This is a genomic window from Paenisporosarcina sp. P5_A11, from assembly GCF_056400705.1.
The window spans coordinates 1-15,180 of record NZ_JBFUKT010000071.1 but is presented as its reverse complement, the minus strand read 5'-3'; the positions used below and the strand labels follow the sequence as shown (position 1 = coordinate 15,180).

Sequence of the window (15,180 nt, the reverse complement as noted above, 5' to 3'; positions counted from 1 at the left end):
CCCGCCAAGCGACAGCGAGTGGGGCCATTCAAGAAGCTTTTTTCTCTTGGATTGGTACTTTCATCTGACTTTATGTTATGCAAACCTTAATACTGCTTTTGGCTAACGCCAAAAGCCTTTTCTGTTTGGGACATCCTTCGTTCAGGCATCCAATAATCTCGATTCCAACTTGGAACGCTATTTTTCCAACTTGGTCTTCAAATTTTCCAACTTGAACCATGATTTTTCCAACTTGGCTCCCGTATTTTCCAACTGAGCTATCGCTCACCAAAAATCCCATTAGAAAAACCCGCCAAGCGACAGCGAGTGGGGCCATTCAAGAAGCTTTTTTCTCTTGGATTGGTACTTTCATCTGACTTTATGTTATGCAAACCTTAATACTGCTTTTGGCCGCCGCCAAAAGCCTTTTCTGTTTGGGACACCCTTCGTTCAGGTCTCTTAAGAATCTGAGTAGAGCATGCCCTTTTTGTTCTTCTGCCACGTTACACTAACCATGATTGTAATTCCTAGCACAACAAATCCTAGAATGAATGGATATATGATATTCACGTCATATAGGACACCCGCTAATAGTGGACCTATTACGTTTCCTATGCTCATATAGGCATTGTTCATACCCATTGCAAAGCCTTGTTCATTACCAGCAAGTTTTGAAATGAGTGTATTCAAAACGGGTCGTAATATAGATGTTGCAAGGAACACCACTAATGTAATCATAAAGAACAATACATATGTTGATGCAAATAATGATAGGAAGAAACATACCGCTGTGACTGCAATAAAGACATTCAAAATGATACCTTCTCCAAATCGGCGAACGAGACGCTCGACTACTAACAGTTGCATGACTACACTCACGATACCTGTTGATGTAATCATCACGGCAATTTGTTTCGGCGTTGCACCGAATTGATTATCCACAAACAACCCGAGTACAGATTCATAAGCCATTAATCCAAAACTCATAACGAGCGTGATAATTAATGGAATAAAGTAAGGCTTGTGTATAGATTGTGCTAGCTTTTTAAGCATTGCTTCTTGTTCATTTGGACCACCCGTTTCTGGAGTCACTTCTCTACTTTCTTTCAGTACAATAACGGAGAATATAACTGAAACTAACGACACCATTGCAGAGACTAGTAAAGGCAGTTTTAAGTCATAGTCTGCTAAAAATCCACCTATTCCTGGGCCTATCACAATTCCTAAAGACATCGCAGCAGAAATATAACTATTGCCTTTCGCACGTTGATCCATTGTCGTGATATCAGCGACGTACGCAAAAATGGCTGGTATTAACAGTGCTGCCCCTATCCCACCAATTACACGGGACAAATATAACACCCAAATGGAATCAGAGAAATAAAAGACAAACATTGAAATCGTCAAACCGCTTAGACCAGCGATAATCATCTTACGTCGACCTACTTGATCTGCCCATTTTCCTGCAATTGGTGACATTACAAATTGCGCTCCTGCGAAAATCGCAATCATCAAACCTGCTGCCATTCCACCTTCACCAATTGATACCAAATACGCTGGCAAAATCGGAATAATAATTCCAAAACTCCCAATCGCAATAAACATATTAATCATTAACACAATAATTTTCTTTTTCTGCTCTGGTAACATTCAATATCCAACTTTCTTTATAAACACTTTACCTATCTAAACCTAAATCCTATCTTACCGTCAACACATTTGATTCAGAACATTTATAAATTTTTTCTACTATAAGATAATACCAGAACTTACAAACTCTGATTTATAAAAAGTAGATTCTCACACAATTATCGACAAGTTTCCACATAATTCGATTAAATATGTAAATAGTCATGTAAAAAAAATTCTTTTCAACTATAATAATGATATGTAATCGTTACTATAATACAAAAAAATTGTTATATAAAGTAATAATATTGAGATATTACCTATAAAGTTTTATTTATACGAGAGGTGTTATGAGTGGTAGGAAAAGAATATTCACCAGAAAATGTTCTCCAATTTATTGAAGATTCCAATGAACGGTGCAAAATTTTAGGATTAAATCCAAATATTGTACCTGATCCAATATTAATTCCCTCTACACAATTAAAACAAATTCAAAGAGACAACAAAGAAGTTTTAGATGTTGTAGAATTTTTTATTCCTGAATTTTTAGGTATGGTAAAAGGTACACCTTTGCTTATCGTTTTGACTGATAATCAAGGTGTCATTATGTACATTGAAGGCGATAATACGATTAAAAGTGTAATCGAGCAACTTGGTTTTAAAACGGGGATTCAATTTATCGAAGAAAATAGTGGTACAAATTGTATTAGCTTAGCTCTTGATAATAATTCCCCTATCGAAATTGTCGGTTCACAACATTACCATGATTTCCTTGCGCATTCTGCTTGTTATTCCGTTCCTTTTAGAGATCATCGGACAAATAAAACTCTTGGCACAGTATCTCTAATGACAAGTTTAAGTTTTAAGGATCCTTTACTTCTCTCTTTATTATCTGTTGTCGGAACTAGTATCGAGCGTGAAATAAAACTTCGTGAACAAAATAAAGATTTAAATGTGTTAAATCAAGTAGTAACTGAATCTTCCCATACGGCTATGGTTTTAACTGATCAACTTGGACGTATTACAGAATTTAATCTTTATGCCGAAATACTGACTGGCTTAAAACGAAAAGATGTATTGAAGAAAACAGCTCAAGAATTACCGATTGTTGGAGAATGGATACAAAAGATCATTCAGTCAAAAGAGAGCTTTAATGAAATAGAAGTCATTTTCAAAAACCCTGATTCCTCAAAAGAAACCATCTGTTTATTTGATGGTCGACCAATTTATAGTGTCAATAAATATTTGATAGGTACCGTAGTAAGCTTCCGAGACATCACAGAGCGTTATGAGAACCAGCTTCTAATGAAGCACCACGCTCATCATGACGAATTAACTGGTCTCCCTAACAGAAGATATTTCCAAAACTATGTAAATGGAGTCCTCGAATCACATGATCAGGACCGTTCTCTGTCTATTTTCTTGCTCGACCTAGATCGATTTAAATTAATAAACGATACACTTGGTCATGCAAAAGGAGATACATTACTCGTTGAAATTGCTCGACGATTAGATATGTATTTACATAATAGAGGGAAACTATTTAGAATGGGCGGTGATGAATTTACCATTGCCATCATTAATTTCAATACGATCGAAGATCTCAAACAAATCGCAAGTGAAATTATTGAAGTTGTACGCAAACCATTTGTCATTCAAAATCTTGAGTTTCATATCAGTACAAGCATTGGTATAGCGATTTATCCGAATGATGGATCAGATATAAATACACTTTTCTCTCATGCTGACAGTGCTATGTACTTAGCAAAAGATCGCGGGAAAAATGGCTACTGTTTCTACAACTCAGATATGGCAGATGAGTCAATTCAAAAACTGACTCTCGAATCAGAGCTAGAATTAGCCATAAAAAACAATGATCTTGTCCTTCATTATCAACCACAAATTGATTTACGGACAAATCAAGTAGTTGGTGTGGAAGCGTTACTGCGTTGGAACCATCCAGACCTAGGTCTTGTTCCTCCAGATAATTTTATTCCGCTTGCAGAAGAAATGGGCTTAATGGTAAATCTAGGTGAATGGGTACTTATTCATGCCTGCAGACAAATGAAAACATGGCATGATCAAGGGTTATCATCGCTAAAAGTATCAATCAATTTGTCTCCACAAGAATTCTTAAAACAACAACTGGTAGATAAAATTAAGCAAGTTTTACTAGAAACAGGCTTAAGTCCACAATCTTTGGAATTGGAAATTACAGAATCAATGACCATGGATGTCATACGCTCTACATCTGTTTTAGAGGAATTGAGTGAAATTGGCATACAAATTGCGATTGATGATTTTGGGACTGGTTATAGTTCATTAAACTATTTAAAGAATTTCCATATTCATCGCTTAAAAATCGACCGTAGTTTCATTCATGACATGATGAGTGGTCAAAAAGGCGAAAAAATTGTTGGAACGATCATTTCCATCGCCCATGCTCTCGACTTAAAAGTGATTGCAGAAGGTGTAGAAACTGAAGAACAGCTGCACTTCCTTAACAACTTAAATTGTGATGAAATACAAGGCTACTATTATAGCAATCCTTTGCCTGCAAATGATTTCGAAAAAAAATTCATATTAAATTCAACTCGAGGTGTGATTCAACTATGAAGTCAATTGCAACTATCCTTGTAGAACATCTAAAATCTTTCCAGGTCACGCATGCTTTCGGTGTTCCTGGTAAAGCCATCGTCCCACTTTTACTTGCTATGGAAAAGAACGAACTCGATTTCGTTCTTAGCAGACATGAGTCAGGCGCTGGTTTTATGGCAGGAGGTTATGCACGACAAAACAATACATTGGGTGTTGCAATCGGAACTTCCGGACCCGGTGGCACTAACTTGCTTACATCTGCAGGACAAGCCAAAGCCTATAACTTACCCATTCTTTTTATTACGGGACATCCTTCTGTCAAAGAATCAGGCCGGGCTATGGGTCAAGATTCCAGCGTATTCGGCACCGATCTTGTAAAAATGTTTGAACCTGTTACTCTTTTTAGCGCGAGAGTGGACCGAGCGGACCAATTCCCGCTTTATTTCCAACACGCACTTGAAACAGCTTTAACTGGACGTAAAGGTCCCGTTCATTTATCAATACCGGCAGATGTACTTATGGAAGAAATCGAACCATTTACTCTGACATYACCGCACTTACAACAACCGGTTTCACCTTATATGAACGAAGTGAAAACCTTGCTCGATCATGCCAAAAAACCTCTCCTATTCCTCGGAAAAGGTGTGCATATTTCACAAGCTTATGATGAAGTAAAGTATCTTTCACTTCAATATCATATACCTGTCATCACAACACCCGGCGGAAAAGGAACCATCCGTACCGATCATCCAGGATATCTAGGTTCATTCGGATTAGGGGGAACTCAAGCCGCAAGTGATTATTTAAACGAAGGCGTCGACTTACTTATCGTCATCGGAACAAAACTAACAGACATGACATTAGCTGGATTCACAGCAAACATGCATCCAAAACAAGTCATTCAATTTGACATAGAACCAACTTTTGTCGGTAAATCGATTCCTGTGCCTACATTGCCTATCATCGGAGATGCAAAAGTAAACCTTCAAGCGATTCTCGACCCTGCCATTCTTGAAATCGCTGCAACGTCATTAGTGGAAAGAGAATCAATTGTAATTCCTGCTTCGCCAACAGAAAAAATATCTGCAGTTACTGCAGTCAAACTGATGCGTAAACACTTATCTGCTGAGACCATTCTATTTGGCGATGATGGGAGTCATACTTTCTATGCAATTCAACATTTTGATATTGAACAAGAAGGTACATTCTTTGCAGACGATGTTTTCGGTACAATGGGTCATGCCATCGGATACGCGATAGGTGCAAAAATTGCCCATCCTAAGCAAGCGATTGCATGCTTGACTGGAGACGGCTGTATGATGATGCACGGCGCCGAAATCTCAGTTGCTGTCTGTCACGACTTGCAAATTCCCTTTATCGTCTTAAACAATGGACGCCTCGACATGGTAGACAAAGGGATGCGTTATAACTTAGGTCGATCAATTGGAACTGTTTATGAATATCCTGCAAACCTAAGCCTCTTTGGTGAATCACTAGGTGCAGCAGCTTTCCGTTGCTTTTCAGCAGAAGAAGTTGAAGTAGCCCTTATCTTTGCTCAAACTTACTATGGACCTACTGTTATCGAAATCATGGTGGATCCCGAAGAAATTCCACCTACCCTGAAGCGTGGCTAACTAACTGACCTACTCCCCACAATTTGTGGGGAGTTTTTTGTGTACTCATTTCCAGTTCTCAAAACCCATAATTTTACTATTACAACTAAACTCACAAATTTTACAACTAGCTTTACTTGTCACTGGGGACCATGGTAAAACATAATCTCCATATTTGACTAATAACCTAGTTATCCTATAGGATTAATTAATATAATGAATTTCATTATTCTATTAATTTCACTTTTCTTCAAAAAGGAGTTGGACACATTATGCGCTATGGATTTTGGTTACCTATTTTCGGAGGTTGGTTGCGCAACGTAGATGATGAAAACATGCCCCCTACCTTCGATTACGCAAAGCAAGTGATACAAGCAGGCGAAAAATTAGGCTTTGATACTACCCTTATTGCTGAGCTTTACTTAAACGATATAAAAGGACCAGAATCCGACTCATTGGAAGCTTGGTCAACAGCAGCCGCGCTAGCTGCAGTCACTGAAAAAATTGAAATTATGGCAGCTGTTAGACCAGGTTTCCATAACCCCGCCGTCACTGCTAAAATGGCGGCCAATATCGATCACATAAGCAATGGACGTTTCACTTTAAATGTCGTATCAGCTTGGTGGGAAGAAGAAGCCAAACAATACGGTGGTATCTTTACTGAACATGACGCGCGTTATGATCGTACCGAAGAATTTATCGATGTGCTCAAAGGATTGTGGACAGAAGAGGTCTTTTCATACAAAGGGTCATTTTATAATATTGAAAATGCACACCTACATCCAAAGCCCGTTCAACAACCGAACCCAATTCTTTACGCAGGTGGCGAAAGTCCTCGAGGAAAAGAAACGATAATTGCTGGCTGTGATGCTTACGTTATGCACGGTGGAACTGTCGAAGAAATCACTACTAAAATCAATGACATGAAATCCTTACGCAAGCAAGCTGGAAAAGATCCGTTCCAATCTTTTGGAATGGCTGCATATATCATTTGTAGGGACACTGAAGAACAAGTTCAACTTGAGTTGCAACGAATTACTGATACGAAAGAATCAAGCGCATATGCTGGATATAATGACTTCGTCAACAAATCGCAACTTGAACAACAAGTGAAGCTTTACGACTACTCAGTTTCGAATCGTGGATTAAGACCCAACCTGATCGGCACACCAGAACAAATTGCCAATCAAATTATTGCTTACGAACAAGCAGGTCTTGATCTCTTATTGCTACAATTCTCACCGCAACTTGAAGAAATGGAACAGTTTGCAAAAAAAGTAATGCCACTCGTTGAAAGCAAAAGAGCTCAACTAATCTGACCATCGGAGGACAAAGTTATGACTAAAGTATATGTACTTCATGAAAATAGCGAATGGACTGTCCATTTAACAAAACGTCTTGAAGAACTACAAGTACCTTACGAAGAATGGCATCTCGATCAAGGGATTGTTAATTTAACAGAGGCTCCACCTGAAGGAATTTTCTACAATCGAATGAGTGCCTCTTCACATACGAGAAATCATCGCTACGCTCCTGAACTTACTTCTGCCGTCTTAGCGTGGCTTGAGCACCATAACCGCACCGTTTTCAACGGCAGCAACGCCTTAAGACTCGAGCTAAGCAAAGTACTTCAGTACACTGCATTAGAAGCTTCAGGAATCAAAACGCCGAAAACTATTGCAGCTGTGGGTAAAGAACATATTGTGAAAGCAGCTCAAGAGCTAGGAGAAAGCTCGTTTATCACCAAGCATAACCGTGCTGGTAAAGGACTTGGGGTTCAATTATTTCACTCAATCGAAGGGTTACGCGCCTATATAGATGGACCAACTTTCGAAGAACCTGTTGACGGTATCACTTTAATCCAACAATATATTAAGGCACCTGAACCTTACATTACTCGATGTGAATTTATAAACGGCAAATTCCAATACGCAGTAAAAGTCGACACATCTGAAGGTTTCGAACTGTGTCCAGCAGACACGTGTCAAATTGACGATATGTTCTGCCCGGTTGGCGAAACTCAACCCGAAACAACGTTAACTCAACCGAAATTCCAAATTATTGAGAACTTTAATGACCCAATTATTGAAAAATACGAGAACTTCCTTAAACAAAGTGAAATCAAAGTTGCCGGCATAGAATTCATCCGTAACATAAATGGTGACATTTACACATACGATGTCAACACAAACACCAACTACAACGCAGATGCCGAAAAAGAAGCCGGTCGCTACAACATGCTTCAACTTGCAAAAATGCTTAAAGCAGAACTCGAAAAGAAGTACTTCAAAGTCGAATCTGTTTAAACTAGAGAAGAGCGGCCGTGTTTGAAAACGGTCGCTCTTTTCATTATGTTATCTTATTTTACAATTATCACTAAACTCGCTATTTTTACAACTAAATCTTCATTTTTTACAACTAAATGCACCAAAATTACAACTAAACTGAAACTCACACTAAATCTATCAATAGCATCCTTATTTAACATGTCCAAATCATATTTGTGGGCTTCCCCTTCGTTACCATACACAAATTCGTGATAAACTAGAAACATTAGAACAGGAGTGATCATTTAATGCGTGTAGCTATTTTCGATTTTGACGGGACACTGTACCCCCAAAAAACATTTAAACTGATGATGAATTATATGAAAAAACATCCTATTCACTCTTCAAAATATCAACCTTTTTACCGAGCACTCATGAAACCATATCTTGCGTATAAATTAAAACTATATCCAGAGAACAAAATGAAAGCGAAATCGATGCAACTCTATTTAAATGCATTAAAAGATATGCCTCAACAAGAAATTGAAAATTATTTTAAAGATATGTCTAAAGAAATGCACAATGAACTTAACTTTATAGTCGTTGATCGTTTGAAAAAACACCTAAAAGAAGGCGATCATGTCTTGTTAGTTTCAGGTGCATTCACTCAAATGTTGAACGTAGTAACACGGGACCTAGCCATACATGAAGTAATTGGCACACAAATCCCAATGAAAAACGGGACTGTTGATACGGACAACGCCATTTATCACATTCAAGGTGAACGCAAAAACGAAAAGATAGAACAAGCACTTCAAGGCTTCGACATCGACTGGGAAAACAGCTCTGCCTATGGTGACAGCATCTCAGATATCACAGTTCTGGAACTAGTCGGAAACCCAGTAGCCGTCCGACCTGAATCAAGACTACAAGCAATTGCRGAAGAACGGAAATGGGAAATCCTGTGGTAAACAACTGAATCGGTTCTATCCAGATGTAATGCATTGAGCTGAAGCTATACTATAAGCCCCTTTTTCCTGTCTTAAGGCTTTCCACAATGGCGGTAGTTGTTCACTCAATATCCACTCTTCACTAAAGCTACATATGGTAAACTTAAATAAAAAAAGGATGTATCCCTAATGAAACGCTTTGTTTTAATCATTCCAATCATGATAATCGTCGCATTCCTAGCAATGTGGCTCATAGAGAAAAAATATGCAGAAGTACCTTTTGATTCACGAATCCTCATTGCAGCAGGAGGCTCTATCTTCTCCGGTATTATTGCCTACTTCCTACTCAGACATGATGTTCACCAAGTAGATCCCAAACCAATTGAATCAAACAAAAAGAAGCGCTGACTACTCGTAACGGGTTCTGTTTTGAAGTACAAAAATCGTAATAACACAATAAAACGCTTATTAATAGCAATAAATTGGCACTGCAATTCGCAGTGCTTTTTTACGTGTTTTTGCCAAAAACTTCATAGCAATTGTTACTTAACAAAATTTTCAAATAATTAAAGGGAATAATTAATAAATATGGTAAGATTATATTAGAACTATTTAGCAGGCAGCTTTTTTTCTTCTTCAACTAACGCAGCAGTTTAGTTTAATAAGGAATTACTCCCTTTAACAAAGAACTACTCACTAATTACTTAGAGGTTTAAATTTTAAAGCTATAAAATTATACAATTATGGAGTGAATTTAATGGTGGTAATTGATTTGTGTGAAGCCTGTAAAAAAAATAAAATTAATGTTTTAGAACCATCTGACGACCCCAATCAGCCCTATAAATTATGCAATCAATGTCACGAAAGGTTATTAAAACGTTCCTTGCGACCTATCGAGTGGTACAACCTAGCTGTTGTCCATTCTCCCAATAAGTTTTTGTTACACGATGATTTTTATGAAGAAGACGGAGAGGCTTGCCAACCAGAAGAAGATGTAGTTGTAACTAAAAAAGATAAAGCACCAACATTACGAGATGTTCGAAATAATTTGGAGTCTTTATTAGACTTTTCGATAACCAGATGGTTTCTTGAGGATGATGTAATAAATGCTCTTAAAAAACACGATAACCAAAAGACTTTGAGTTCAGTGAAATCTAGATATTATGGAACCGAAAATTACGAATTAAAATCAAGAATGTTGGAAATCGTAGCTGATGTTTTAGGTACTTCTGCTTCGGAATGGGTAAGAGAACTTTGGGGTAATTATGACGAAGATTTTCTCTACCCAATCTCTTGGGCAACAGCCAGTAGTTTGCCAGCCGAAGAGGGATTAAGTAATGTATTTGAAAAATTGAAATTGGTAAGTGAAAAAGAATTGCCAATAGCGGCTTTTTCCTGCCTATACCGTTTCCGTTCAAGTAATATACTTGATTGGATTGAGTCAACTTCCACAATTTTTAACGATAATTGGGGAAGGCTGGCAGCCGTATGCTTCCCAACCTGGGAGAGAATGAAAACTTGGCTAAACAAAGGAAGACCTTTAAGTTTAATTGCACTGGATACAATGGCGAACTGTGTTAAAGGTTATGGCAACATTTATGTTGAGCAATTTTCTCCTAAGATACTTGGTACAGACAAATATGAAGTAGAACAAATATTAAATGATTATTATCAAAAAGATGGAGTTCCTCGTGTCAAAATGAAGGTAGCTAAAATATTGGAGAATAAGAAAGAAATTTTTCAATAAATGGTTCCTATTATCTTATCTCCCATAATAGTAGGTAGTTTGTGAAGTAATGTACTTAAATTAAAGGGTGCTTTAGTTCAATAAGATTCCACTATTATTAATCAACAAAACCCTTCCAATTGGAAGGGTTTTTTACACTGTTAACGTTTATAAATAATATCATCCCACGAATACACCTTGTTAGCGATACCTAAAAACTGGGCAGGTGTTTTTTTATCGTTTCCTACTTTATATTGTTTACAGAAGTTGTAATATGTTCGCAAAATTGTAATCGCCATTTGAGCATACTTCGGATTAAAATTACTGTAAATATAGGACTTCCCATCACCTCTACTGGTGACTAGAGGTCGTTCTAATACTGATATTGATCTTCTAATTTGTTGAAGAAATGCGTTTACAGAGTTGTCATTTACATTATCTGTAAATTGAGCTAATACGTGAATAGGCATATGGCTCATATCGGTTAAGCAGTCTATTGTTCGTTTTCCACGATCTTTCATTCCCAATGGGTGTTCAATCGGATTACCTGCGTGAGAATAATATATTTCACCGTTGGTAACCGTATGGTTTACTTTGTGGAATTGATGGGTTGTTAAATTTTCTAAGAGAACATAATACGCAATTAGATGAAGATTTTTTTCATCTAGACCTTTTCTCTTAGCCCAAGAAAACAATTCTTTTCTTGAATCTTGATATTCCTGATATGCGTCTTTTCGTGAAAGTGTTTTATTAACTTTGCATAAAAACGTATAGGCATTTTTTGATTTAATTTCATTGACAAATGTACGGTTGATTGCAGTTAATAAGGACGCATCGTTATCTGTAATAAAACGCCATTTTGGAGTATTAATGAGTTTTTTGATATGCCATAAATGAGCGACGGTTGTATAGGTTTGATTTACGTGAAGCCCATCAACATATACAAATCTTTTGTTAAATTCATTTTGTTGATAAGCATACTCTATCATTGATTGAGTATCATTAACGCTCGGTAACATTGGATGGTTCCCGTAATTAGTAAAACGTCCATTCTTACTCAAGAAGTCATTTAAATGATCGTCTTTGTAAATTTCGGTATCCAAGTAAATTTGGTCTTTCCTAATATCCCAATCAAAGGCAACATCTGCACGAAAAACATATCTTGAAGCTTGATCGCTGCTAACAACAACTTGAGTGGGTAACTGTTTTTCAACCGATGAATGTTTTGCTTTATTCGATTCACCCTTTTTACGTACATTGTTTAATACATACATCATTTTGTCAGTTGAGAGCCATATTTCAGGGAACTCTTTCTTTCGGAAAACATTCGTCTCTCTTGTTTCTAAAAACTCCAAGCAACATCGATACAACCATTCCAATTTAGAATAATACGTTCCACGACCAATACCTAGAATTTCACAAGTTCGGGATACTGGCACTCGATTAATTAAATGCATTGCAAACCTAGGCAAGATATCATTGCGTTGTTGATGATACCCAGTATTTCTTGTCTTATCGGGTAGGACGTTGGTAAATTTCTTACACGCTTTACACTGATATCGTTGTGAATTTGACGTACTTGTCCCTCTCTTATAGAAATCTTTTTGAACCGTAAAAGGTGTGGAATCTAAGATACAAGAATCTTTATGAAATTGATAGACCGGTTCAATTGGCAGGGTAATGTTGTTTCGATGAAGTCGTTCAATTTCCGTGGCAATTGACCAGTTTGACATCGTGCGAGTATTACAATTTAAGGTTGGTATATCATCGACATCACGATTATCTTTTGAACAAATGTTTACCTTTTCGGAATCTTTGCCGGATAACTTGTACCTTTGGGCTTTACCTTTGTATTTTGTCTGTTCTGTGCCAAAATTTTTGCAGAATGGGTTTGCACAATGGTTCATCTGGATTGAATATCTTTTTCCATCAAGGTTGAAATGTGTAGGTCTGTACACCTGTTTACTAAAATGTGATTTGAATTTTTTGGGTTCTAATAATTCGTAGAGCTTAGTTCTTTCTTTGAGTTCTTCTTCAGTCACAGGTGGTTCTATATGAAGTATATGAACAAGCGTATCAACAGAATTGGCTAAACGTTTGAGTTTACTCATCGAAGATACCTAATTCTCTTTTAATACGAACGTTATTTCGTAAGCCTTTAATGTGTTGAATAAAGTCTTTATCTTCTAACAGGTTTATTAATGTTTCCTCCAACACTTGGCTTTCGGTTAATCCTGTGTATTCAGCGTAATGACAAATTAATTTACGGGTTTTCTCTGATAATTTAAATTCAATTGGTTCGACATTTACATACTTTGGCTTAATATATTTAATTCTGTCCAACTCCCTTTTAGTGGTAAAAAACAGTTTATTAAATGGTAAGATAATTGGTATAGGAATTTCCGTCTTACACCAACTATTGTATGCGAACATTTTCTTATACCAATTGTATGCCAAAAAATGAAAATTTTATACATTATTGTAGTCACATCAATAAAATAAGGGACACCAATTCATAGACGAATTGATATCCCTTTTGTTTTACTTATTTAGTTTTTGTACTTCAAAACAGAACCCGTTAGACTACTCGCGCTTCTTTTTTCTTACTCACTCAAATTATTTAAATTTTGTACAAGAATGCATTATTTTGGAGGAGTATGGTGGTACAATAAACCAACTTAATCCTTAATTCTCCATACTAATTGAGCTTTCTTAGGTAGCTTTCCAAATAAGAAACTAGCAAACGGTACAAAACGATGGAACAACCAAATAATCAAATAGCATAAAACTATCGTTAAAAAATATTGCAAGAATATCGTAATATGCCATGGTAAAGGAGTTTCACGCGTAGGCAATAATTCCATCACTTGGAATAAGACTAACGGATGCATCAAATAATAACCGAACGAATAGGCAGCGACGCTTCGCATACGGTTTACTGTTTTCTCACTTGACCACTTAACCAAATACTCCGCAAAATAGAAAAAGAACAAGCTTCCAATAAAGAGAAATAGTATTCCTATCCACTTATAGTAATCCTGGTCAATTGACAACCTTTCAAAGTATGTATTACGGAAACGAATAAATACATACGTCATACCTAATCCTAATCCAACAATCCCCGTCAAAATCATTTTAAATTTCGACATTTTCGTTACAATTTCCTCATAATGGATACCTATCCAAGCACCTAATAAGTATGGACTAATTAGACTTAAAAAAATAGGCACCTGAATCAAGTTAGAACGTAAGCTAAATTGGAAATATGCATATTCAGCCAGCAAACCAAATACCCACAAATACTTTCGGAAAAACGACCATTTCCGAACCATCATCATTAATAATGGGAAAATCAAATAAAACTGTACCACAATAAAAATAAAATATAACTGATACTTACTTTGCCCCATCATGAGGCGATCCAATACTTCCGACCAAACTAGAGCTCGATCCTGATAATGCCATATCTCGACTTCGTAAATTAAAGACCAAATAATATATGGAATCAATATATATACCACGCGCTTTTTCCAATAAGAAAAAAACACTTCTTTAGTAAATGGACGGTCTTTATACATATAGAAGAAGACAATTCCCATAATCATAATGAACATTCCTGCTTCGATTCGGACAATATGATTTAAAAAGAAGTAAAATGCATTTTGTGCAGATGGCACATCAAAAAGGTGGCGATACTGAGCCGTTGTATGGACTAAAACAACCATCAACATTGCAAAAAAACGAACATAGTAAATTGAGGCAATCTCTTTCTTCAAATGCTCATCCCTCTTCTATCAAAAATAATAATTAATTTATAATTATACCACACGTAAAAATATGAGACTTCGAAAAACCAAAATTCCTATAAACTTCTATATAGCTAAATATTCAAAAAAAGGTTTCTATCAAATATTGTAGTGAGATTAATAAATATCACTACACTTGAGCCCAAATGAATCACAAAACGCCTGAGCGCAATTTACTTCTGCGATCAGGCGTTATTTAAATCATATTATTTTGATGCAACTTGTGTTACTGATGCAACACGTTTTGCACCGATATATTTTGAACCCCAATAGTATGGATCATTAATCTTAGCGACTGAAACACCTTTGCTTGATGAAGAATGTACAAACTTTCCTTTGCCGATGTAAATTCCAGCGTGAGAAACACCTTTACCTGAAGTATTGAAAAATACTACATCACCAGCTTTTAGGTTTTTCTTAGAAACTTTTTTTCCAGTTGAATACATTGATCCAGTCGTTCTTGGCAATTTTACTCCAACTTTTTTATATACATAACCAACAAATCCTGAGCAATCAAAGCCYTTTGTTGTCGTTCCGCCATAAACATATTTTGTACCCATTACTTTATTTGCAGCTGATATTACTTGCGTAGATTTAATTCAGATTTAATTC

13 protein-coding genes are annotated in these 15,180 nt (G+C 36.5%); 7 read left to right on the top strand and 6 right to left on the bottom strand.

The annotated features are described in order from the left end of the window. Positions 1-70: 70 nt before the first annotated feature. Together AC1DOS_RS11265 and AC1DOS_RS11260 are read right to left on the bottom strand one after the other, a co-directional pair. Entirely contained in the window at positions 71-280 is a 210-nt protein-coding gene (locus AC1DOS_RS11265) for a hypothetical protein (RefSeq protein ID WP_477537575.1), read from the bottom strand. A gap of 158 nt (positions 281-438) precedes the next feature. Continuing rightward, positions 439-1,629, bottom strand: coding sequence for an MFS transporter (locus AC1DOS_RS11260; protein ID WP_477537574.1), 1,191 nt, complete (start codon positions 1,627-1,629; stop codon positions 439-441). Positions 1,630-1,962: 333 nt separating this feature from the next. Here AC1DOS_RS11260 and AC1DOS_RS11255 point away from each other — a divergent pair, with 333 nt between their 5' ends. The 7 genes from AC1DOS_RS11255 to AC1DOS_RS11225 all read left to right on the top strand — a co-directional run bounded on the left by AC1DOS_RS11255 (position 1,963) and on the right by AC1DOS_RS11225 (position 10,783). Beyond that, positions 1,963-4,224, top strand: a complete 2,262-nt coding sequence (locus AC1DOS_RS11255) for an EAL domain-containing protein (protein ID WP_477537573.1) — start codon at positions 1,963-1,965, stop codon at positions 4,222-4,224. Next, positions 4,221-5,840 (top strand): thiamine pyrophosphate-binding protein, encoded by a 1,620-nt coding sequence (locus AC1DOS_RS11250; protein ID WP_477537572.1) that lies wholly within the window; start codon positions 4,221-4,223, stop codon positions 5,838-5,840. The genes AC1DOS_RS11255 and AC1DOS_RS11250 overlap by 4 nt, the downstream gene beginning before the upstream one ends. Positions 5,841-6,091: 251 nt before the next feature. Then, the gene (locus AC1DOS_RS11245; protein ID WP_477537571.1) at positions 6,092-7,138 is read left to right on the top strand and encodes an LLM class flavin-dependent oxidoreductase; all 1,047 of its coding nucleotides are present in this window, start codon (positions 6,092-6,094) and stop codon (positions 7,136-7,138) included. 18 nt (positions 7,139-7,156) lie between these two features. Further along, a complete protein-coding gene (locus tag AC1DOS_RS11240) occupies positions 7,157-8,125 on the top strand; it encodes an ATP-grasp domain-containing protein (protein WP_477537570.1) in 969 nt (322 codons plus the stop codon). A gap of 269 nt (positions 8,126-8,394) precedes the next feature. Continuing rightward, the gene (locus tag AC1DOS_RS11235) at positions 8,395-9,057 is read left to right on the top strand and encodes an HAD family hydrolase (protein ID WP_477537569.1); all 663 of its coding nucleotides are present in this window, start codon (positions 8,395-8,397) and stop codon (positions 9,055-9,057) included. A gap of 168 nt (positions 9,058-9,225) precedes the next feature. Continuing rightward, positions 9,226-9,444 carry a hypothetical protein gene (locus AC1DOS_RS11230; RefSeq protein ID WP_477537568.1) on the top strand — a complete coding sequence of 73 codons (219 nt, stop codon included), beginning with the start codon at positions 9,226-9,228 and terminating at the stop codon, positions 9,442-9,444. Positions 9,445-9,793: 349 nt separating this feature from the next. Then, the gene (locus AC1DOS_RS11225; RefSeq protein WP_477537567.1) at positions 9,794-10,783 is read left to right on the top strand and encodes a hypothetical protein; all 990 of its coding nucleotides are present in this window, start codon (positions 9,794-9,796) and stop codon (positions 10,781-10,783) included. A 140-nt stretch (positions 10,784-10,923) separates the two neighbouring features. On the opposite strand, the gene AC1DOS_RS11220 is transcribed toward AC1DOS_RS11225, so the two are convergent. The 4 genes from AC1DOS_RS11220 to AC1DOS_RS11205 all read right to left on the bottom strand — a co-directional run bounded on the left by AC1DOS_RS11220 (position 10,924) and on the right by AC1DOS_RS11205 (position 15,128). Next, the gene (locus AC1DOS_RS11220; protein WP_477537566.1) at positions 10,924-12,873 is read right to left on the bottom strand and encodes a transposase; all 1,950 of its coding nucleotides are present in this window, start codon (positions 12,871-12,873) and stop codon (positions 10,924-10,926) included. Further along, the gene (locus AC1DOS_RS11215; protein ID WP_477537565.1) at positions 12,866-13,105 is read right to left on the bottom strand and encodes a hypothetical protein; all 240 of its coding nucleotides are present in this window, start codon (positions 13,103-13,105) and stop codon (positions 12,866-12,868) included. Before AC1DOS_RS11215 ends, AC1DOS_RS11220 begins: the two co-directional genes overlap by 8 nt. Before the next feature lie 335 nt (positions 13,106-13,440). Further along, positions 13,441-14,538, bottom strand: coding sequence for an acyltransferase (locus AC1DOS_RS11210; protein ID WP_477537564.1), 1,098 nt, complete (start codon positions 14,536-14,538; stop codon positions 13,441-13,443). Positions 14,539-14,774: 236 nt separating this feature from the next. Then, on the bottom strand, positions 14,775-15,128 hold the full coding sequence (locus tag AC1DOS_RS11205) for a C40 family peptidase (protein WP_477537563.1): 354 nt from the start codon (positions 15,126-15,128) through the stop codon (positions 14,775-14,777). Between the last annotated feature and the right edge of the window lie 52 nt (positions 15,129-15,180).

Coding starts and splice junctions, on each gene's coding strand:
- AC1DOS_RS11265 (WP_477537575.1), bottom strand. CDS start 280: ATGGGATTTTTGGTGAGCGATAGCTCAGTTGGAAAATACGGGAGCCAA.
- AC1DOS_RS11260 (WP_477537574.1), bottom strand. CDS start 1,629: ATGTTACCAGAGCAGAAAAAGAAAATTATTGTGTTAATGATTAATATG.
- AC1DOS_RS11245 (WP_477537571.1), top strand. CDS start 6,092: ATGCGCTATGGATTTTGGTTACCTATTTTCGGAGGTTGGTTGCGCAAC.
- AC1DOS_RS11240 (WP_477537570.1), top strand. CDS start 7,157: ATGACTAAAGTATATGTACTTCATGAAAATAGCGAATGGACTGTCCAT.
- AC1DOS_RS11230 (WP_477537568.1), top strand. CDS start 9,226: ATGAAACGCTTTGTTTTAATCATTCCAATCATGATAATCGTCGCATTC.
- AC1DOS_RS11225 (WP_477537567.1), top strand. CDS start 9,794: ATGGTGGTAATTGATTTGTGTGAAGCCTGTAAAAAAAATAAAATTAAT.
- AC1DOS_RS11220 (WP_477537566.1), bottom strand. CDS start 12,873: ATGAGTAAACTCAAACGTTTAGCCAATTCTGTTGATACGCTTGTTCAT.